At 65.3% G+C, this 20,631-nt stretch carries 19 protein-coding genes; 7 read left to right on the forward strand and 12 right to left on the reverse strand.

Annotated elements, in window-relative coordinates; all coding sequences use genetic code 11:
• Together FFS21_RS26870 and FFS21_RS26875 are read left to right on the forward strand one after the other, a co-directional pair.
• On the forward strand, positions 1–814 hold an 814-nt coding region (locus FFS21_RS26870; protein WP_137927743.1), incomplete at its 5' end, for an ABC transporter permease subunit.
• A gap of 14 nt (positions 815–828) precedes the next feature.
• Positions 829–2,163 carry an ABC transporter ATP-binding protein gene (locus FFS21_RS26875; RefSeq protein WP_137927744.1) on the forward strand — a complete coding sequence of 445 codons (1,335 nt, stop codon included), beginning with the start codon at positions 829–831 and terminating at the stop codon, positions 2,161–2,163.
• On the opposite strand, the gene FFS21_RS26880 is transcribed toward FFS21_RS26875, so the two are convergent.
• The 3 genes from FFS21_RS26880 to FFS21_RS26890 are packed head-to-tail and all read right to left on the reverse strand — an operon-like array spanning position 2,147 to position 8,083.
• A complete protein-coding gene (locus FFS21_RS26880; protein ID WP_249359679.1) occupies positions 2,147–3,652 on the reverse strand; it encodes an efflux transporter outer membrane subunit in 1,506 nt (501 codons plus the stop codon). The two genes, FFS21_RS26875 and FFS21_RS26880, sit on opposite strands and share 17 nt — an antisense overlap.
• The gene (locus FFS21_RS26885; protein ID WP_137927745.1) at positions 3,649–6,822 is read right to left on the reverse strand and encodes an efflux RND transporter permease subunit; all 3,174 of its coding nucleotides are present in this window, start codon (positions 6,820–6,822) and stop codon (positions 3,649–3,651) included. Before FFS21_RS26885 ends, FFS21_RS26880 begins: the two co-directional genes overlap by 4 nt.
• Positions 6,823–6,835: 13 nt before the next feature.
• Positions 6,836–8,083: an efflux RND transporter periplasmic adaptor subunit gene (locus tag FFS21_RS26890; RefSeq protein WP_137927746.1), complete on the reverse strand. Its 1,248-nt coding sequence runs from the start codon at positions 8,081–8,083 to the stop codon at positions 6,836–6,838.
• 373 nt (positions 8,084–8,456) lie between these two features.
• Here FFS21_RS26890 and FFS21_RS26895 point away from each other — a divergent pair, with 373 nt between their 5' ends.
• Positions 8,457–8,744: an acylphosphatase gene (locus FFS21_RS26895; protein WP_137927747.1), complete on the forward strand. Its 288-nt coding sequence runs from the start codon at positions 8,457–8,459 to the stop codon at positions 8,742–8,744.
• Here FFS21_RS26895 and FFS21_RS26900 read toward each other — a convergent pair whose 3' ends face one another.
• The 8 genes from FFS21_RS26900 to rpe all read right to left on the reverse strand — a co-directional run bounded on the left by FFS21_RS26900 (position 8,745) and on the right by rpe (position 16,104).
• Positions 8,745–9,509 (reverse strand): uracil-DNA glycosylase, encoded by a 765-nt coding sequence (locus FFS21_RS26900; RefSeq protein ID WP_137927748.1) that lies wholly within the window; start codon positions 9,507–9,509, stop codon positions 8,745–8,747.
• Positions 9,509–10,150, reverse strand: a complete 642-nt coding sequence (locus FFS21_RS26905) for a CYTH domain-containing protein (protein ID WP_137927749.1) — start codon at positions 10,148–10,150, stop codon at positions 9,509–9,511. The genes FFS21_RS26900 and FFS21_RS26905 overlap by 1 nt, the downstream gene beginning before the upstream one ends.
• 13 nt (positions 10,151–10,163) lie before the next feature.
• Complete coding sequence (trpC, locus tag FFS21_RS26910; RefSeq protein ID WP_137927750.1) at positions 10,164–10,967, reverse strand: indole-3-glycerol phosphate synthase TrpC; 804 nt, start codon at positions 10,965–10,967, stop codon at positions 10,164–10,166.
• Between the two features lie 6 nt (positions 10,968–10,973).
• Positions 10,974–12,002, reverse strand: a complete 1,029-nt coding sequence (gene trpD / locus FFS21_RS26915; RefSeq protein ID WP_137927751.1) for an anthranilate phosphoribosyltransferase — start codon at positions 12,000–12,002, stop codon at positions 10,974–10,976.
• Positions 12,003–12,064: 62 nt separating this feature from the next.
• Entirely contained in the window at positions 12,065–12,634 is a 570-nt protein-coding gene (locus tag FFS21_RS26920) for an anthranilate synthase component II (RefSeq protein WP_137927752.1), read from the reverse strand.
• A gap of 17 nt (positions 12,635–12,651) precedes the next feature.
• A complete protein-coding gene (gene trpE / locus FFS21_RS26925; protein WP_137927753.1) occupies positions 12,652–14,172 on the reverse strand; it encodes an anthranilate synthase component I in 1,521 nt (506 codons plus the stop codon).
• A 493-nt stretch (positions 14,173–14,665) separates the two neighbouring features.
• On the reverse strand, positions 14,666–15,400 hold the full coding sequence (gene gph / locus FFS21_RS26930; protein ID WP_137927754.1) for a phosphoglycolate phosphatase: 735 nt from the start codon (positions 15,398–15,400) through the stop codon (positions 14,666–14,668).
• A gap of 2 nt (positions 15,401–15,402) precedes the next feature.
• Positions 15,403–16,104: a ribulose-phosphate 3-epimerase gene (gene rpe / locus FFS21_RS26935; RefSeq protein ID WP_137927765.1), complete on the reverse strand. Its 702-nt coding sequence runs from the start codon at positions 16,102–16,104 to the stop codon at positions 15,403–15,405.
• 217 nt (positions 16,105–16,321) lie between these two features.
• On the opposite strand from rpe, the gene apaG reads away from it, so the two are divergent.
• The gene (gene apaG, locus FFS21_RS26940) at positions 16,322–16,696 is read left to right on the forward strand and encodes a Co2+/Mg2+ efflux facilitator ApaG/CorD (RefSeq protein ID WP_137927755.1); all 375 of its coding nucleotides are present in this window, start codon (positions 16,322–16,324) and stop codon (positions 16,694–16,696) included.
• Between the two features lie 33 nt (positions 16,697–16,729).
• On the opposite strand, the gene FFS21_RS26945 is transcribed toward apaG, so the two are convergent.
• A complete protein-coding gene (locus tag FFS21_RS26945; protein ID WP_137927756.1) occupies positions 16,730–16,939 on the reverse strand; it encodes a hypothetical protein in 210 nt (69 codons plus the stop codon).
• Positions 16,940–17,098: 159 nt separating this feature from the next.
• Between FFS21_RS26945 and mltA the strand changes: the two genes are divergently transcribed.
• The 3 genes from mltA (at position 17,099) to FFS21_RS26960 (ending at position 20,627) form a co-directional block, all read left to right on the forward strand.
• On the forward strand, positions 17,099–18,226 hold the full coding sequence (mltA, locus tag FFS21_RS26950; protein WP_137927766.1) for a murein transglycosylase A: 1,128 nt from the start codon (positions 17,099–17,101) through the stop codon (positions 18,224–18,226).
• A 345-nt stretch (positions 18,227–18,571) separates the two neighbouring features.
• Positions 18,572–20,203, forward strand: a complete 1,632-nt coding sequence (locus tag FFS21_RS26955; protein WP_137927757.1) for a nitrite reductase — start codon at positions 18,572–18,574, stop codon at positions 20,201–20,203.
• A 109-nt stretch (positions 20,204–20,312) separates the two neighbouring features.
• On the forward strand, positions 20,313–20,627 hold the full coding sequence (locus FFS21_RS26960) for a c-type cytochrome (RefSeq protein WP_137927758.1): 315 nt from the start codon (positions 20,313–20,315) through the stop codon (positions 20,625–20,627).
• Positions 20,628–20,631 lie beyond the last annotated feature (4 nt).

Consider the following 20,631-nt stretch of genomic DNA (forward strand, 5'->3'; position numbering starts at 1 on the left):
CGGCCGCACGCTGTCGTGGGGCGCGCGCCGCCGCAAGGTCGTGGTGCGGCCCACCGCTCCCGTGCGATGGAATCCGTGGCTCGACCGCCTGCGCGATGCGCTGATCGTCGCCGTGGCCCTGGCCGCGCTCTGGCGCGTCTTCCACTTCGTCCACAGTGAAGTGGGCTGGGCCGAAGCCGTGCACGTGCTCTGGCTTGGCACGCTGACGATGCTGCGCGTGGTGGTGCTCATTGCGCTGGCGGCGGTGGTCTGGGTGCCGATCGGGATCCGCATTGGCCTGAACCCGTCGGTGGCGCGCATCGCCCAGCCCATCGCGCAATTCATGGCGGCGTTCCCCGCCAACCTGATGTTCCCGCTAGCCGTAATGGCTATCGTGAAATTCCACCTGAACCCGGAGATCTGGCTCAGCCCGCTGATGATCTTTGGCACGCAGTGGTACATCCTGTTCAACGTCGTAGCCGGTGCATCGGGCATTCCCAGCGAGCTGCGGCTGGCGGCGCGCAACTTCGGGCTGCGGGGCTGGCTGCTGTGGCGGCGCTTCCTGATTCCCGCCGTGTTCCCGAGCCTGCTGACGGGACTGGTCACGGCCGCTGGCGGTTCGTGGAACGCAAGCATCGTGTCCGAGTATGTGACATGGGGCGATCGCACGCTCGTCGCCACCGGTCTGGGCAGTTACATCGCCGAGATGACCGCGCGCGGCGACTTCCCGCGCATCGCGCTCGGCATCTGCGTGATGGCGTTGTTCGTGGTGGGCTTTAACCGCCTGCTCTGGAACCGGCTCTACGACCTGGCGCAGTCGCGCACCCGGCTATAAGAAAGGAATCGACGATGGCTCTGCATGACACGCCCCAAGGCCAGCCCGTAATCGAACTGCGCGACGTCGGCAAGATGTTCCGCACCGCCGACGGCACCGATCGCGCCGTACTCGAAGGCGTCAACCTGACGCTGTGCGAAGGCGAGATCGTCGCCATGCTCGGCAAGTCCGGTTCGGGCAAGTCCACGCTGCTGCGGATCATGGCGGGCCTGGTGGGGGCAGACCGGGGCGATGTGCTGTTCCACAACCAGCCGCTACGCGGCGCGGCGGAAGGCATCGCGATGGTGTTCCAGTCGTTCGCGCTGTTCCCTTGGCTGACCGTGCAGCAGAACGTGGAACTGGGCCTTGAAGCGCAGGGCGTGGCCAAGGCCGAGCGTGCGCGCCGTGCCGAGGCAGCCATCGACATGATCGGGCTGTCCGGTTTCAACAGCGCCCTGCCGCGCGAGTTGTCGGGCGGCATGCGGCAGCGCGTAGGCATCGCCCGGGCGCTGGTGACCGAACCGGACCTGCTGCTGATGGACGAGGCATTCTCCGCGCTCGACGTGCTCACGGGCGAGACATTGCGCGACGAAATGCTCGATCTATGGCAGTCGGGCCGCGCCAATATCCGTAGCATCCTGATCGTCTCGCACAACATCGAGGAAGCCGTGATGATGGCGGATCGCATCGTGATTCTCTCCAGCGATCCGGGCCGCGTGCGCGCCGAGGTGCGTGTGCCGTTCACGCGTCCGCGCAATCGTGACGATGCCCTGGTGCGCGCCCTGATCGACGAGATCTATGCGCTGATGACGTCGCCGGCTGGACACGGCGCGCGCGTGCCCGCCGCGGCCGCCGCGCAGCAGATCGGTTATCGCCTGCCCGATGCCGATATCAGCCAGATGGAAGCCGTGCTCGACCTGCTGCACGAATCCCCGTTCTTCGGCCGCGCCGACCTGCCGCACCTGGCAACGGAAGCTGGCCTGACCGACGACGACCTGCTGCCCGCGTGCGAGGCCATGCAACTGCTGGGCCTCGCCCATATCGAGCGCGGTGACATCACGGCCACCAACCTGGGTCGTCTCTACTACGACACCGCCCCGCCCGAGCGCAAGGTGCTGTTCGGCAAGCAGTTGCTCTCCCACGTGGCGCTGGCCGCGCACATCCGGCGCGAACTCGAACAGAGCGAGGATGGCGAAGTGGGCGAGGAAGCGGTGCTGCGCGAACTGGAAGCCTTCCTGAAACCGGAAGAAGCCGAGCGCGTGCTCCGCATCGCCATCGACTGGGGCCGCCATGGCGAGGTGTACGGATACTCGCTCAACAGCGGGATGCTGACGTTACCCGAGGTGGGTCCGGTCAACGCGCAGGCATAGCTGTCGTTGGGACCGTCGTGGCTGTTGTGGTGGTGGAGGTGATCGCCGCCGCATCGCCCTGCAGCCCCGCGCCTCGCACATCGTCTGGCACCGCAGACCATCCGCCGCCGAGCGATTTGTAGAGCGCGGCGGCACTGGTCAGCACATCGACCTGCCCCTGGATGGAAGCCAGTTGCACCGCGAACAGCTTCTGCCGCGCGTCGGTGACTTCGAGATAGCTCGAATAGCCGCCCTCATAGCGCGCGTCGGCCTGATCGGCGTAGACCGTCAGGCTCTGCTCCTGTTTGCGCAGGCTGACCAACCGGTTACGTGTTTCGGTGCCATTGGCCAGCGACGTATTCACATCGGCCAGCGCGTTGAGCACGGCGGACTGGTAGCCCAGCATGAACTGGTCGCGCACCGATTCGGCCGCGTTGACCTGCCCGCGAATCGCCCCGCCCTGGAACACCGGCTGCGCGAGGCTCGCGCCGAAGCCCCAGACTTTCGAGGCGCTATCCCACAGCGCTGCGGGGGAGCTCGCCAGCGCACCGAAAAAGGCCGAGAGATTGACCGATGGCAGGTACAACGCCAGCGCCGCACCCACCTGCGCATTGGCGGCTACGGCCTGCTGCTCCGCCTGCAGCACATCGGGGCGGCGTGCCAGCAACGCGGCAGGCAGGTCGGCATTGATCGGGGGCGGCTGTAGTTGCGCGAGTGTTGCGCCGCGTTCGATGGGACCCGGCTGGCGGCCCAGCAATAGCGACAGTGCGTTCTCGGTCTCCTGGATCGACGAGCGCAGCGGCGGAATCGTCGCCTCCGCCGAGTAGTAATCGTTTTCCGATTGCGACAACTCCACCTGCGAGATCACGCCGCCTTCGTAGCGCTGCCTGAAGATGTCCAGGGCCTGTCCGCGCGTGACCAACGTGGCCTGCGCCACCTCGAGTTGCGCGTCGAGCCCGCGCAGCGTGGCATACCCTTGCACCACGGACGCCGCCAGCGACAGCACGATGCCGCGCCGCGTGTACTCGGCATTCCACAGGCTCGCCTCGGCTGACTCGGCCTGCCGGCGGATCTTGCCCCACAGGTCGATCTCCCAGCTTGCATTCAGCAAGGTCTCATAGCTGTTGCGCGGGCCGCCGAACGATGCGAACGGCGTGCCGTTGAACGAGCCGCTGCGCTGCCGCGCCGCCGACCCCGTGGCATTCAACTGCGGGAAGTAGCCCGAGCGCGCGATCATCAACTGCGCACGGAATTCTTCGATGCGGGCCGATGCAATGCGCGCATCGTAGTTGTTGCGCAGCGCCGTCTCCACCAGCGCCGTCAGCACCGGATCATTGAACGCGTTCCACCAGTCGCTGTCGGCGGCCAGCGTCAGCATGCCGGAATCGATCCGATACGCAGTCGGTTCAGTCACTTCCGGACGCTTGTAGTCGGGGCCGATGGCGCAAGCGGACAGCAGGGCTCCCATCGTCAGCATGGTCGGCACGCCTAGCCGTTGGAGTGGAATCATGACGGTTCTCCCGTAGGCGGCACGGCGGGCGTGGAGGGCCCGGCCGGCACCTTCTTGCCACGGCGTGCCGCCCATTTATCGGCAGCCGTCCCCACCAGCCACGAGAACAACGGCACGAACAACAGCGCCAGCGTGGTCGCCGCGATCATGCCGCCAATAATGCCGGTGCCGATGGAATGACGCGAGTTCGACCCCGCGCCCGAGGCAATGAACAGCGGCACCGCGCCCAGGATGAACGCCAGCGACGTCATCACGATGGGGCGCAACCGCAGCTTGGCCGCCTCCACTGCCGCATCGGCATGCGACAGCCCTTCCTTGTGTTTCATCACCGCGAACTCGACGATGAGAATCGCGTTCTTCGCCGCCAGCCCGATCAGCGTGACCATGCCGATCTGGAAGTACACATCGTTCGACAAACCACGCAGCAGAATCGCCAGCAGCGCGCCGAAGATACCGAACGGCACGGCGGTCAGGATCGATAGCGGCAGCGACCACGACTCATATTGCGCCGCCAGGATCAGGAACACCATCACAATACCGAACACGAACACGATGGTCGTGGTGTTGCCCGATTTCTTCTGCTCGAACGCCTCGCCGCTCCACGCAAAGCTGTAGCTGGCCGGAAGTGTCTCGCGCGCCACCGCCTCCATGGCCGCGAGCGCCTGGCCAGAGCTGTAGCCCGGCGCCGCGTCACCGGTGATCTTGGCCGCCGGAAAGTTGTTGAAGCGCGAGAGCAGGTCAGGTCCGCTCGAATACTTCGTGCTCAACAACCCCGAGACGGGCGCCATCTTGCCGTCGTGGCCGCGCACGTAGAGGTATTCGAGATTGTTGGGCGAAGCGCGATACTGCGGTTCGGCCTGCAGGATGACCTGCCACACGCGGCTGTACTGCGAGAACTGGCTGATATAGAGCGAGCCGAACTGCGTCTGCAGCGTGCCGTAGACATCGGCAATCGGCACGCCCATGGTCTCCGCCTTCTCCTTGTCCACCTCCACCCGCATCTGGCGCGACGCCGACTGGATGGTGCTGGTCAGCCGCCCCAGTTCCTTGTGGTTGGCCGCAGCCTTGATGAAGTTGCGCGTCACGCCTTCCAGCTCGGCCGTACTGCCCGTGCCACGATTCTGCACCCAGAATTCGAAGCCGCCCTGTGACCCCAGCCCGGGGATCGACGGCGGGTTGACCGGAATGACGATGGCCTCGGAAATCCCGCGCAGCTTCGGCGTGATCTCGTGCAGCATCGCCTGCACGCCAAGGTCCGCCGACTCCCGCTTGCTGAAGCTCTTCATGCCGACGAACACCGTGCCGGCGTTGGTCTTGTACTGGCTGTCGATGAAGCTGTAGCCAGACAGCGCCGAAGCATCCTCCACGGCCGGATGCTGGCGGAACATGTCCGCTACCTGCTGCGTCACTTTCTCCGTGCGATCCAGGCTGGCCGAGTCCGGCATCATCACTGCCACCAGGATGTAGCCCTGATCCTCGGCCGGCACGAACGCCGTGGGGATATGCGAGAACAGTTGCCACACCGCCAGCAGCATCACGCCGAACAGCGCCATTGCCAACACCACGCGGCGCATGAACCCGCGCACCCAGTTGCCGTAGTGATGCACGATGCGGTCGAACCGCTCGTTGAACCAGACAAAGCCGCGCCATGGCGTGTGATGCCCCGGCTTCAGGATCATCGCGGCCAGCGCAGGTGACAGCGTCAGCGCGCAGAAACCCGAGATCACCACGGAGACGACAATCGTCAGCGCGAACTGCCGGTAGAGCTGCCCCGTGGTGCCGGACACGAACGCCACCGGGATAAACACCGCCGACAGCACCAGCACGATGGCGATCACCGGGCCGGTCACTTCCTCCATGGCGCGCAGCGTGGCCTCGCGCGGCGAGAGCTTGAACTCGGCCATGTTGCGCTCCACGTTCTCCACCACCACGATAGCGTCGTCCACCACGATGCCGATGGCCAGCACCAGCGCGAACAGCGTCAGCAGGTTGATCGAGAACCCGAGCGCCAGCAGCCCCGCGAACGTGCCGATGATCGACACGAACACGGCCAGCACCGGGATCACCGTGGCGCGGAAGTTCTGCAGGAAGATGAACACCACCAGCACCACCAGGATCACGGCTTCGATCAGCGTATGCACCACCTCGTCGATCGATGCGCTCACGAACTCCGTGGTATCGAGCGAGATCTTGTAGCTCATGCCCGCCGGGAACGACTTCTGCATGTCGTCGAGCGTCTTCTTGACGTCCTTGGCCACCTGGATGGCATTGGAGCCGGGCTGCTGGTACACGGCAATGATCGTCGCCGGCTTGCCATTCAGCGCCGAGCGCAGCGTGTACTGCTGCTGGCCGATCTCCGCGCGGCCCACGTCGCTCAGCCGCACAATCGCCGCGCCCTGGTTGTCGGCGCGCAGGATGATGTTCTCGAACTGCTGCGGCGTGGTCAGCCGGCCCGGCGTCACCAGCGGGAACGTCAGTTCCACCGGCCGCGCATTGGGCGCCTGCCCCACGCTGCCCGCGCCGAACTGCTCGTTCTGGTTCTGCACGGCGCGCTGCACATCCTGCGCGGTGATGCCGAGCGCGGCCATGCGGTCGGGCCGCAGCCAGATGCGCATGGCCAGGTCTGCCGAACCCATGATCTGCGCCTGGTTGGCGCCGTTCACGCGCTTGATGGCGTCCAGCACATAGAGGTTGGCGTAGTTGTTGATGTACTGCTGGTCGAAGCGGTTATCGGGCGAATACACCGCAATCAGCAGCAGGAAGCTCGACGACCGCTTCTGCACGTTGATGCCGGTCTTCTGCACCGTATCGGGCAACTGCGGCAACGCCAGGTTGACGCGGTTCTGCACCTGCACCTGCGCGGTGTCAGGATCGGTGCCGATATCGAAATAGACGTTCAGCGTCATCGACCCCGTGGGCGACGACGTGGACTGCATGTAGATCATGTTGTCCGCGCCGTTGACCTGAGTCTCGATCGGTGCGGCCACGGTCTGCGCCACGGTGTCGGAGTCGGCCCCTGCGTACGTGGCGCTGACGGTGACTTGCGGCGGGGTGATATCGGGATACTGGGCGATGGGCAGCGCGAACATCGCAACGCCGCCACCGATGACGATGATCAGCGATATGACCATCGCGAAGATCGGGCGGTTGACGCAGAAGGCGGAAAGCATGGCGGGCCTCCGGTCAGGACTTGGCGGCAGGCGGAGCCGAAGCCGGCGGCGCGGATGGTGCGGAAGCCGGTGCCGATGGCGTGGAAGCCGGCGGCCGGCTGCCTTCGCCCACTGCCGCAATCGGCGCCTCTCCGGTCACCTTGACCGGTGCGCCTTCGGTCAGCTTGCCCGCACCGTCAACCACCACCACCTCTCCGGGTTGCAAACCCTTGGCAATCCGCCACATCGGCCCAGAGAGTTCGCCCACCATGACTGGGCGCGGCATGGCCTTGTTGTCCTTGTCGACCACGAACACCACATCGCCCTTGGGCCCGTGCATCACGGCCCGCTGCGGCACCACGATGGCATTGGGCCGCGTGGCGCCATCCACCAGCACGCGCACGAACTGGCCGGGACGTAGCACGCCATCCGGATTCGGCATCAACGCGCGCACGAGGAACGTGCCGGTCTGCTGGTTGTAGGTGGCATCGGCAAACGTGATGCGGCCCTGCTGCGGATACCTGCTGCCATCGGCCATGACCACGGTCACCGTGTAGTGCTCGTCATTGGGCACCACAAGCGATTTGTCTTCGCGCTGGGCGCGGAATTGCAAGGTCTGCGGTTCCGACACACTGAAGTTGATCCGCATCGGCTGCAGCGTGGACACCGTGGTCAGCAGGCTGTTGGTGGTGCTGACGTATGCGCCTTCGGGCAGCACAGCAAAACTGGAAATGCCATCCACGGGCGCGCGCACATAGGTGTACGAGAGATTCAGTTGCTGCGTCTCGACTTCGGCCTGCGCCTGCTCCACGCCGGCCCGCGCCGAATGATAGTTGCCGGTGGCATCATCGAGATCCTTCTGCGACAACGCATTGCGCTCGGCCAGCGGCTTCACGCGCGCCAGGTTGGCATTCGCCACTTCGAGCCGCGCCTTCTGCTGGTTCAACTGCGCGCGTGCTGCATCGAGCTGCGCCTGGAACGGCTTGTGGTCGATCTCGAACAGCAACTGGTTGGCCTTGACCAGGCTGCCCTCCGTGTAATTCCGCTTGATCAGGAAGCCGGCCACGCGGGCGCGGATATCGACGGCCTGGTCACTCTGTGTCTGCCCCACGAAATCGAACGTCACGGGCAGATCCTGCGCGCGGGTCGTGTAGACCTGCACCGGCACCGCTTGCTGCGCTGCAGCCGGCGGCTCCGACTTGCCACAGCCGGCCAACAGGATGGTCATTGCCGTGGCGGCCACCAGCCACCGTCCCTGCGTTGCCTGAACCGCCGAATCCATGCGCCGCTCCCATAGCAGACCGGGCACGTACCGCGCCCGTGTAGTCGGCAGGTTATGTCTGCGCAAAGTCTGCGGCCAATGAATCTTTTATTTGGGGCGTTAAGGGAAATCGACCGTCCTTACTCCCCTCTCCCGAGCGCCATCCTTGCTCCCCTCTCCCGCATGGCGGGAGAGGGGTCGGGGGAGAGGGCCACGCGATTCAAACACCAATATCGCATCCTGAGCCGCTGGCCCTCTCCCCTAGCCCCTCTCCCGCTGTCCGGGAGAGGGGAACACACCATGGTGAGGGCCAAGGCGTCGTATGCTGCTGACACCTGACCTCAACCCTAACGCTCAACCCGACTAGGTAGTTTACCTAGGCATGGAGTTTTTCATGACCGCACCCTTCGAAACCTGGCATCTCTTCGCCCATGGCCGCGTGCAGGGCGTGGGCTATCGCGCCGCCTGTGAGGCACAGGCCACATCATTGCAACTGGGAGGATGGGTAAGAAACCGCGCCGATGGCACGGTAGAGGTCGTCGCAACCGGCTCGCGACAACAACTCGAAGCACTCCAGCAGTGGATGGAGCAAGGCCCCCCGGCCGCCCGGGTTTCCAAGGTCGATCAGGAAACCCTGCCGCCCGAAGCCTTCCACGGCTTCTCGTTCCGGGAAACGCGATAACTAGGCTGCCAGCCAGTCGATCCCCGGCCGCCCGTGGCGTTCCAGCCAGTCATTGGCCTGCCGGAAATGCCCACAGCCCAGGAAACCGCGATGCGCCGACAACGGCGACGGATGCGGCGCTTCCAGCACGCAATGCGTCTGCCCTTCCAGCAAGGCGCGCTTGGCCTGCGCATGGCTGCCCCAGAGCATGAAGACGAGGTTCGGGCGCGAGGCCGCCAGCCCGTGGATCAGGCAATCGGTCACGGCTTCCCAGCCGCGCTTGGCATGGCTGGCCGCATTGGCCTGTTCGACGGTCAGCACGGTGTTGAGCAGCAACACTCCCTGGCGTGCCCAGCCTTCGAGATTGCCCGAGGCGCGCACCGGCTCGGCGCCATATTCGGCACCGATTTCCTTGAAGATGTTGCGCAGGCTCGGCGGCACCTTCACGCCATCAGGCACCGAGAAAGCCAGCCCATGCGCCTGCGGAATTTCCTTGCCACCGACCACGCCCGTGCCGTGGTACGGGTCCTGGCCGAGAATCACGACCTGCACCGCCTCGGGCGGCGTCAGGTGCAGCGCGTGGAAGACCGTATGCGGAAACACGGGTTTGCCCGCCGCACGTTCCCCATCGACGAATGCACAGAGCGCTTGCCAGTCGGCATTGCCGAGGCACGGTGCGAGCACATCGCGCCAGCCTTTGGGCAAGGCATCGACCTGATCCTGCAGGCAGGCAACCGATGTGGTGTGGGATGACGAGGACTCGGTGGCGAACAGATCGGATTGCATCAAGCAGTGGAAGAGGGTGAGGTTGGGGCGCTGAGTCGATAGCCGCGCGCAGCCTTGCTGAGATCGGACGGCGTCAGCGGAGCAACGTGGCCGAGCCGCGCGCCGAAAGCGCGCAGCGCCACCTCACCAGCGTGCGCGTCAGCCCCATCGCGCGGCAGCCATTCCAGTTCGAGTTCCTGAATGCGCTCGGAAGCAGCGGTGCCCGGCGCGGTGATCGCGCCCGTATCCAGCGCGGCCTCGATCCGCTCGCCATCCTGCTCCACGATCCAGGTGCGGCGCGTGAAATCGGTACGAAAGACCGGACCGAGTCGCTCCGCCAGCGGCGCCAGCACGGCGCGGGCCTCGTCAGGAAAGCGCGAAAGTTCGATGGCTTCACCGGCCACTTCCGTTTCCCATTCGTGCCGCGATGCCAGGCCGCCGCTGCTCTTGCCGGCGGTCTTCAGCGTCTGCAGCCACTGCGCGCCCTTCTTGCGCAGCCGCAGCGCGGCACGTGCCTGCGCCAGGTCGCGGGCGGCTGTGTCGAGGTAGATGTTGAGCAGCGTCGTCTCGCCCCGAGCTTGCCCGTTGGCGTCGAGCCATGCTGCCACGGCCGCCAAGGCGGCGTCAGGCACGGCCAGCTTCAATTCGAGTTCGATGGCCATCGTTCGCAACCGCTCAGGCGAACAGGCGAGCCAGTTCCACGCCCGGCTCCGGCGCACGCATGAACGCCTCGCCCACCAGGAACGCGTGGACATTGGCATCGCGCATGCGCTGCACATCGGCTGGTCCCAGGATGCCCGACTCGGTCACCACCAGCTTCTCCGCCGGAATCTGCGGCAGCAGGGCCAGCGTGTTGTCGAGCGAGACCTCGAACGTGCGCAGGTTGCGATTGTTGATGCCCAGCAGCGGCGTCTTCAGGCGCAGCGCGGCGTCGAGTTCGTCGGCGCCGTGGACTTCCACCAGCACGTCCATGCCGAGTTCGAGCGCACAGGCTTCGAGTTCCGCCATCAGGCCGTGGTCGAGTGCGGCCACGATCAGCAGGATGGCATCGGCGCCCCAGGTGCGCGCTTCGTAGACTTGGTACAGATCGACCATGAAGTCCTTGCGCAGCGCCGGCAGCGGGCAGGCACCACGCGCACGCTTCAGGTATTCGGCGTGGCCCTGGAAGAAGTTCACATCGGTCAGTACCGAGAGGCAGGCCGCGCCGTGCGTGGCGTAGCTTTCGGCGATGGCCTCGGGCACGAAGTTCTCGCGCAGCACGCCCTTGGACGGCGACGCCTTCTTGACCTCGGCGATCACGCCAGCATGGCCGGCCGCGATCTTGTCGCGCAGCGCGCGTTCGAAACCCCGCGGCGCCAGCCCCGGTTCGGCGCGCAGCGCTTCGGCTTCGGCGCGCAGGCTCGGCAGGTCGCGCTTCTTGCGCGCGGCGGATACTTCGTCGGCCTTGACGGCCAGGATCTTGTCGAGAATGTCGGACATGGCGTTTTACTTGAATTGCTGCGTGGCGCGCACGAAATGGTCGAGCTTCTCGCGGGCGGCGCCGCTGGCGATGGCTTCACGGGCGCGTTCGATACCGTCCTCGATGGAGCTGGCCACGTTGGCGGCGTACAGCGCCGTGCCCGCGTTCAGCGTGACGATCTCGCGCGGCGTGCCCGCCACGTTGCCGAGGGCTTCGAGCAGCATCTCCTTCGATTCGGCGGCGTCGGCCACCTTGAGGCCCCGGTTGGAAATCATCGACAGGCCGAAGTCTTCCGGATGGATCTCGTACTCGCGCACTTCGCCATCCTTGAGTTCGCCCACGAGCGTAGCCGCGCCCAGCGAGACCTCGTCCATGCCGTCCTTGCCGTAGACCACGATGGCGTGCTGCGCGCCCAGGCGCTGCATCACGCGCACCTGGATACCGACGAGATCGGGATGGAACACGCCCATCAGGATGTTCGGCGCATCGGCCGGATTGGTCAGCGGACCCAGGATATTGAAGATGGTGCGGACGCCCATTTCCTTGCGAATCGGCGCCACGTTTTTCATGGCCGGGTGGTGCGTGGGCGCGAACATGAAGCCGATGCCGGTCTGTTCGATGCACTGGCCCACCTGATCCGGCGTCAGCATGATGTTCACGCCGAGGGCTTCAAGCACATCGGCGCTGCCGGACTTCGACGACACGCCACGGTTGCCGTGCTTGGCGATCTTGGCGCCAGCGGCGGCGGCCACGAACATCGACGCCGTGGAGATATTGAACGTATGCGAGCCATCGCCGCCCGTGCCCACGATATCGACGAAGTTCTGGCGATCGCTGACGGTCACGTGGTTGGCAAACTCGCGCATTACCTGTGCGGCAGCCGAGATCTCGCCGATGGTTTCCTTCTTGACGCGCAGGCCGGTCAGGATGGCGGCGGCCATCACCGGGCTGATCTGCCCCTGCATGATCTGCCGCATCAGATGCAGCATCTCGTCATGAAAAATCTCGCGGTGCTCGATGCAGCGGGTCAGCGCTTCTTGTGGCGTGATGGACATGGCGGATTCTTGGTTGGCTGGGGCGGGGGCGGCAGAGGCGTAGGTGTTGAATTCGGCGCGCCTCATCGCGGCGCCTTGATGAAATTGGCCAGCAGCGCATGGCCGTGTTCGGACAGGATCGACTCCGGGTGGAACTGCACGCCCTCGACATTCAGCGTCTTGTGGCGCACGCCCATGATCTCGCCGTCGGGCGTCCAGGCCGTGACTTCCAGGCAATCGGGCAACGTCTCGCGCTCGATGGCCAGCGAATGATAGCGCGTCACGTCGAAGTGCTTCGGCAGGCCAGCGAACACGCCTTCCTGCGTGGTTTCGATCTTGCTGACCTTGCCGTGCATCACCTGCTTGGCGCGGATGACTTTTCCGCCGAATGCCTCGCCGATGGCCTGATGGCCCAGGCACACGCCCAGCAGCGGCTTCTTGCCCGCGAAGTGCTTGAGCACGTCCACCGAGATACCGGCTTCGCGCGGGCTGCAGGGGCCGGGCGAGACGCAGATATGGTCCGGGTTCAGCGCCTCGATATCGGCGATGGTGATCTCGTCGTTGCGATAGGTGCGCACATCGGCCCCGAGTTCGCCGAAGTACTGCACGAGGTTGTAGGTGAACGAGTCGTAGTTGTCGATCATCAGCAGCATGTCATCTCTCCCGGGGCTCAGAGGTCGGCGTCCAGGCCGTCCTGGACCTGTTCTGCGGCGCGGATCACGGCACGCGCCTTGGCTTCGGTTTCCTTCCATTCCGATTCGGGATCGGAGTCCGCGACGATGCCGGCCGCGGCCTGCACGTAGAGATTGCCGTCCTTGATCACGCCGGTACGGATGGCGATGGCCAGATCCATTTCGCCGCCAAACGACAGGTAGCCCACGGCGCCGCCGTAGATGCCACGCTTGCGCGGTTCCAGTTCGTCGATGATTTCCATCGCGTGGACCTTCGGCGCGCCGGACAGCGTGCCGGCCGGGAACGTGGCGCGCAGCACGTCGAGATTGCTGATGCCTTCGCGCAGCGTGCCTTCCACGGAACTGACGATGTGCTGCACGTGCGAGTACTTCTCGATCACCATCTTGTCGGTGACCTTGACCGAGCCGGTCTCGGCAATGCGGCCGATGTCGTTGCGCGCCAGGTCGATCAGCATGACGTGCTCGGCGATCTCCTTCGGATCGTTCAGCAGTTCGGTGGCCAGTTGCGTGTCACGTTCGGGCGTGCTGCCGCGCGGACGGGTGCCGGCCAGCGGACGGATCGTGACGATGCGCGCGGTGTCGGCATCCCCATTCGTGCCGCCGACCTTGCGCGTCTCCTGCCGCACCAGGATCTCGGGCGAGGCGCCCACCACCTGGAAATCGCCGAAGTTGTAGAAGTACATATAGGGCGACGGGTTCAGCGAACGCAGCGCGCGGTACAGCGACAGCGGCGAATCCCGATACGGCTTCATCAGGCGCTGGCCGACCTGCACCTGCATCATGTCGCCGGCCATGATGTATTCCTTGGCCTTGTGCACGGCGGCCAGGTAATCCGCCTTGGCGAATTCGCGATAGACCTCGGTCTGCACCGACGGGCTCGTCACGGGCACGTCCACGGGCTGGCGCAGCTTCATGCGCAGTTCGCGCAGGCGCTGGCGGGCGCGGGGATAGGCTTCGGGCAGTGTCGGATCGGCGTAGACGATCAGGTAGAGCTTGCCGGAGAGGTTGTCGATGACCGCCAGTTCCTCGCACAGCAGCAACTGGATGTCGGGCAGGCCCAGGTCGTCGGGCATCTGCGTATCGGCCAGCTTCTTTTCGATGTAGCGCACCGCGTCATAGCCGAAGTACCCGGCCAGGCCACCGCAGAAACGCGGCAGGCCCGGACGCAGCGCCACCTTGAAGCGCTTCTCGAAGGCGGCGATGAAGTCCAGCGGATTGCCTTCGTGGGTTTCCACGACCTTGCCGTCGGTGACCACCTCGGCGCGATGGCCATAGGCGCGGATCAGCGTACGGGCATGCAGGCCGATGAACGAATAGCGGCCAAAGCGCTCGCCACCGACCACGGACTCCAGCAGGAAGGTATTCACGCCGCGCGTCTGCGACTGGGCCAGCTTCAGGTACAGCGACAGCGGCGTTTCCAGGTCGGCCAGCGCCTCCGCGATGATCGGAATGCGGTTGTAGCCCTGGTCGGCCAGCGATTTGAATTCGAGTTCGGTCATGTCGGTCCTCTTCTTGCGGCGCCGCCGAGTTTGGTCGGGTCAGGCGGCACCGTGATGAATGTCTGCGGAGGAGGGCGGATGCTTCGCGCAAGACCCCGCTCCGGGGTGGCCGGTCGTGCACATGACTTTCGCAAAGCTGCGCACACGGCCAGGAATGGCGCGCGGCACGTTCTCGAGGCTAACCGTAGCACAGGCGCAGGAGCGCAACCGGGACTACGGCGCTGGCGGAAGGATCTGCCGGAGAGGCCGGTTGCCGCATGGGAAACATGGGAACCGGTCCGGCTGAGCTTGGGGGGCTGCCAAGGTCCGCTGCGCGGATTGGCAATGCCCTGGCAAGCCCGTCAGGAAACTCGCGAACGCACTTTACGCCTGTTGAGAGGCGCGCCAGCGACGCCAGGGCCAAGCCTGCCGATCACTGCCAAGAAAGTTGCGTTTGCGGTTGAGGAACATTGAAGGTGTTCGGATTCGTCTGGGAGCGTAATACTCGTAGTCGTCAAACTCGCCGATGCGCGCCCAGCAGGGCCGCCACACGGGCAATGTCGGCGACTATACCATCGGCATCAACGGCTTGTACAGGATTCCCATGGTTGTAACCATAGGGCATCAGCAGCACGCCCATGCCTGCCGCGCGGGCCGCCCGGGCGTCGTTTTCGGAGTCGCCGATGGCCAGCACGGCCGACGGATCGAGCCGGAACACCTCGGCCACCTTGAGCAACGGATAGGGGTCCGGCTTGCGCAGCGCAAAGGCGTCGCCGCCGTAGACCAGCTCGAAATACTGCGCCAGGCCGGTCTTGGCCAGCAGCGGCTCCGTGAAGTTCCAGGGCTTGTTGGTCACGCAGGCCATGCGCAGTCCCAGCCGCTTGAGCGCCGCCAGGCCCTCGCGCACATTCGGGTAGACATCGGAAAACTGGCCATTGATGCGCACGTACTCGCGGTCATAGAGCGCGTAGGCATCGGCAAACAGCCCGTTGGCGTGCAGCGGACTGAACCGGGCGTCCAGCACACGGCGGATCAGGTTTTCCGACCCCTTGCCCACGAAGCTGACGATCTCCTCGGCGGACATCGGCTCCACCGGCCCCAGGTTCGGATGCTGGTGCACGAGGGCCAGCAGCATCGCGTTGACCGCTGCGTGGAAGTCGCCAGCGGTATCGACCATGGTGCCGTCCAGATCGACGATCACCGCCTGGATACCGCTCCAGTCCGTGCGGCGCAGGATGTCTTCGCTCATCTTTACTTGCCAACCGTCGCCAGGACGTCGCGGAACGTGTTGAGGATGCCCTTGTAGCCGCCATCGGCATCAGGCTTGCCGAACACGGCGGAGCCGGCCACGAAGGTGTCGGCGCCGGCTGCAGCGATCTCGGCGATGTTGTCGGGCTTCACGCCGCCGTCCACTTCCAGCAGGATCTGGCGGCCGGTGCGCGCCGTGTAGGCGTCGATGCGGGCGCGGACGGCGCGCAGCTTGTTCAGCGTCTCGGGAATGAACGACTGGCCGCCGAAGCCCGGATTCACGCTCATTAGCAGAATCACGTCCAGACGATCCATGACGTGGTCCAGGTGATGCAGCGGCGTGGCCGGGTTGAACACCAGGCCGGCCTGGCAGCCGTTGTCGCGGATCAGCGCCAGCGAACGGTCGATGTGGTCGCTGGCTTCCGGGTGGAACGTGATGATGTTGGCGCCGGCGCGGGCAAAGTCGGGGATGATGCGGTCCACGGGGCGCACCATCAGGTGCACGTCGATCGGGGCCGTCACATGCGGGCGGATGGCCTCGCAGACCAGCGGACCCACGGTCAGGTTGGGCACGTAGTGGTTGTCCATCACGTCGAAGTGGATCCAGTCGGCGCCGGCTTCGGTGACGCGGCGCACTTCCTCGCCCAGGCGGGCAAAGTCTGCGGACAGGATGGACGGGGCGATGCGGTACGTGGGTTGGCTCATGGCTAGGCTCTGAAAGCGGGCGGTGTGCGGCAGGCAGCGCAGCCATGCCGCCGGAATGGCCGGTATTTTACGCCGATCGGCGGCCATCTCGCCCGGCGGCGTCTCGCAAGGGGCGCGGAATGCCCGCTTGCCGCTGCCAAGGGCTTGCCGCACAATGCGGACACCCGAGCCGCCGCCCCCGGCATGCGGCCAGCCCACCATCCTCACCCGTCGATCCATGAGCGAGTACGCGTTTTCCGTGGCGGTGCGCACGCACTACATGTCTGACCAGTCCGACCCCGACCGTGGGCGCTATGCGTTTGCCTACACGATCACCATCCACAACATCGGCGAAGTGGCCGCTCAGTTGATCTCGCGCCACTGGATCATCACCGACAGCGACAACGGCACGCAGGAAGTGGCCGGACTCGGCGTGGTGGGCCACCAGCCGCTGCTGAAGCCGGGCGAGCACTTCGAATATTCGAGTTGGGCCACGATCTCGACGCCGGTCGGATCGATGAAGGGCGACTACTTCTGCGTGGCCGAGGACGGCCACCGCTTCGAGGTGCCGATTCCCGAATTCGCCCTGGTGCTGCCGCGCATGCTCCATTGAGCGATATGGCCTGACACGAAAACGCGCCGGAACCTAAGCGTCCGGTGTGCGGTCTGCTTCCTTCGGTGCCGGCTGTCCTGTCTGGCTGGCACGCGAAGGGTGGTCATCCGGTGCGCGCGTGGGGCGGGGATTCTTCTTCGCCGTGCCCATCGTCCAGACCACGATGAAGATCAGCAGGAACAGCGCCACGCCGGCCTCGACGGCCAGCAGCAGGGTGGGGTGGTTTTCGAAGAACTGGCTCATCGCTAGTTGGAAACTACGGTGGGGGCGCTCCGGAGGGTTCCGGGAACAGTCGATGGACTGGCTTGAGATTGTAGGACATGCGGGGTGAAAGGCTGGCGCGAGCGTGAGAACGAAGGCGCGCCGCAGCCCATTGCCCGCCACGCGGAACAAACAAACACGATGGCATATCAGCTTTCCCTGCGCGGCATCCGCGCGACTGCAAACCACCGGCTGGCGCTGCTGGCCTCGGTACTCGGCGCCGCGCTGCTGGCTGGCTGCATGAGTGGTCCGCCGCCGCGCATCCTGCCGCCGGGCGGCACGACCACGCCGCCTCCCACGTCACCGACGGCCGGACGTTTGCAACCGGCAAGCTGGGCCGAGATCGGCGGCTGGAGCCAGGACGATGTGCGCGCCGCGTGGCCGGCGCTGCAGGCCAGTTGCCAGGTGCTGAAGAAGAAGCCGGAATGGACCCGCGTCTGCGCGGTGGGCATGATGGTCGATGCCGGAGACCTGCCGGCCATGCGCAGCTACTTCGAGAACCATTTCCAGCCCTATCGCGTGATCAATGTCGATGGCACCGATAGCGGCCTGATTACCGGCTACTACGAACCCATCCTGCACGGATCGCGCACGCGCCAGGGCGCCTACCAGGTGCCGCTGTACCGGCGCCCGGTCCAACTCGGCAAGGGCACGCTGCCCGCACGCGGCGAACTGCTGCAGAACCCGGCGATGCGCGGCAGCGAACTGGTCTACGTGGACGATGCGGTGGAAGCCGCTTTCCTGCAGATCCAGGGCTCGGGCCGCATCCGGCTGGCCGACGGCAAGATCATGCGTGTCGGGTACGGCGGCACCAACGACCAGCCGTTCCGCTCGTTCGGCAAGTGGTTGCTCGACCGGGGCGAGATCACACCTTCGCAGGCAACGATGCAGGGCATCAAGGCTTGGGCGAAAGCCAACCCGGCGCGTGTCGAGGAAATGCTGAACGTGAACCCGCGTTTCGTGTTCTTCCGCGAACTGCCGCCCAACAACGACGGCCCGGTGGGCGCGCTAGGCGTGCCGCTGACCGCCGAACGCTCGATCGCCGTGGACCCGGCCACGATTCCGCTAGGCGTGCCGGTGTTCCTGTCCACCACGCGCCCGCTCTCCACCGAGCCGATCCAGCGCCTGATGTTCGCCCAGGACACCGGCTCCGCCATCAAGGGCGGCGTCCGCGCCGATTTCTTCTGGGGCGCCGGCGACGCCGCCGGCGAAACCGCCGGCCGCATGAAGCAGGGCGGCAAGATGTGGGTGCTGATGCCGCGAGGCTGACGTCGCTCTCTCGCGGACCCTTTGTTTTCTCCCCTCTCCCGCTTGCGGGAGAGGGGCGGGGGAGAGGGCAAGCGGTGCAATTTGCGACAAGTCAGCAAGCAGACCCTCCGACCCTCTCCCCCAACCCCTCTCCCACTCCGCGGGAGAGGGGAGCCAAAAACCCCTCGGTATCCGAAGCTCTTTCGGACCAAAAACCCCCGCCGCTAACGTTCTCCGCTGAACTCCCACCCGACCTATCGGGCAGTTGATTGCCATCAATCCCGCTTTCTCGCTTTATCCCGATGATGGGCGCATCGGACGTGTTGACCACGCCAATGCTTTTCCCACCCTCGCAAGAGAAGAATCATGAAGGCGAAGAGATGGAGGTTCCCCGCGCTGGCGGCGTTGCCGCTGGCCCTATGGATCGGCCAGGGTCATGCGGCATCCCCGCCGACGTTGACGGCCGGCGAGTTCGACACGGCCAGACAGATCTATTTCGAGCGATGTGCCGGTTGCCATGGCGTCCTGCGCCGCGGCGCCACGGGCAAGGCGCTGACGCCGGACATCACGGTGGCGCGCGGCACGGAATACCTGAAGACGTTTATCAAGTACGGCAGTCCGGCCGGCATGCCGAACTGGGGCACCTCGGGTGACCTGTCCGATGCCGAGGTGGACCTGATGGCACGCTACGTCCAGTTGGAGCCACCGACCCCGCCGGAATTTTCCCTCGCGGATATCGAGAAATCGCGCAAGGACATCATGCCGGTGGGCAAGCGGCCCACGCGCAAGATGAACAGCTACAACCTGGAGAATCTGTTCTCGGTCACGCTGCGCGATGCCGGGGAAGTGGCGCTGATCGACGGCGACAGCAAGCAGATCATCAACATCATCAAGACCGGCTACGCGGTGCATATCTCGCGGATGTCGGCGTCAGGGCGCTACCTGTACGTGATCGGACGCGATGCGCGCCTGAACCTGATCGATCTCTGGTTGCCCAGGCCCGACAACGTGGCCGAGGTGAAGATCGGGATGGAGGCGCGTTCCGTCGAGACTTCCAAGTACAAGGGTTACGAAGACAAGTACGCCGTGGCGGGCGCCTACTGGCCGCCGCAGTACGTGATCATGGAAGGCGAGACGCTCAAGCCGCTCAAGGTGGTGTCCACACGCGGCATGACCGTGGACAACGAATATCACCCCGAGCCGCGCGTGGCGTCCATCGTTGCCAGCCACTTCCATCCGGAGTTCGTCATCAATGCCAAGGAGACCGGCAAGATCCTGATGGTGAACTACGCGGACCTGGAGAACCTCAAGACCACAACCATCGACGCGGCGAAGTTCCTCCACGACGGCGGCTTCGATTCCACGGGGCGGTACTTCCTGGTGGCCGCCAACGCCTCGGACAAGATCGCCGTGGTCGATACCAAGGAGGATCGCCTGGCCGCGCTGGTCGACGTGGGCAAGACGCCACACCCCGGACGGGGCGCCAACTTCATCCATCCGACCTTTGGGCCGGTCTGGGCCACGAGCCATCTTGGCGACGAGACGATCAGCCTGATCGGCACCGATCCGGAGGGCCACAAGGCGCAGGCGTGGAAGGTGGTGCAGACGCTCAAGGGGCAGGGCGGTGGCTCGCTCTTCATCAAGACGCATCCCAAGTCTCGCAACCTCTGGGTCGATACCCCATTCCACCCGGACAACAAGCTCAACCAGTCAGTGGCCGTGTTCGACACGAAGCGGCTCGATGGCGGATTCGAAGTGCTGCCGATCGCGCAGTGGGCCAACCTCAAGGGCGACGGTGCCAAGCGCGTGGTGCAGGCGGAATACAACCATGCCGGAGACGAGGTGTGGTTCTCGGTCTGGGGCACCAAGGATCAGGAGTCGGCGCTCGTGGTGGTCGATGACAGGACCCGCAAGCTCAATACCGTGATCCGGGACCCGCGCCTGATCACGCCCACGGGCAAGTTCAACACGTACAACACCCGGCACGACGTCTACTGACTTGCTGGCCCGGACGGGAGGACGGCTGGCGCCGCGCGCGCCTGTTTCCTCCCAACGCCCAATCCATCCTCTGCCTCCCACCTTCCATCCGAAATTTCAGGAGAACACCATGCATCCCGCAAAAGTCCTTGGCACGGCGATGACCGCACTGACGGCTCTGGCGCTCCCCCTATCTGCACATGCCAGCCTGGAACTCGCCAAGAGCAAGAACTGCATGGCTTGCCACGCCGTCGACAAGAAGGTGCTAGGGCCGTCGTACAAGGACGTGGCCGCCAAGTACAAGGGCGACAAGGGCGCCGCGGCCCAGGTCGCGCAGAGCATCCTCAAAGGCAGTAGCGGACGCTGGGGCGGTATTCCGATGCCGCCGAACGCCGTGAGCGAGGCCGACGCGAATGCGCTGGCCAAATGGGTGCTTGGACTTTGATCCA

Origin of the sequence: Cupriavidus sp. 2SB, assembly GCF_005503625.1 — a bacterium.
Lineage (GTDB): Bacteria > Pseudomonadota > Gammaproteobacteria > Burkholderiales > Burkholderiaceae > Cupriavidus.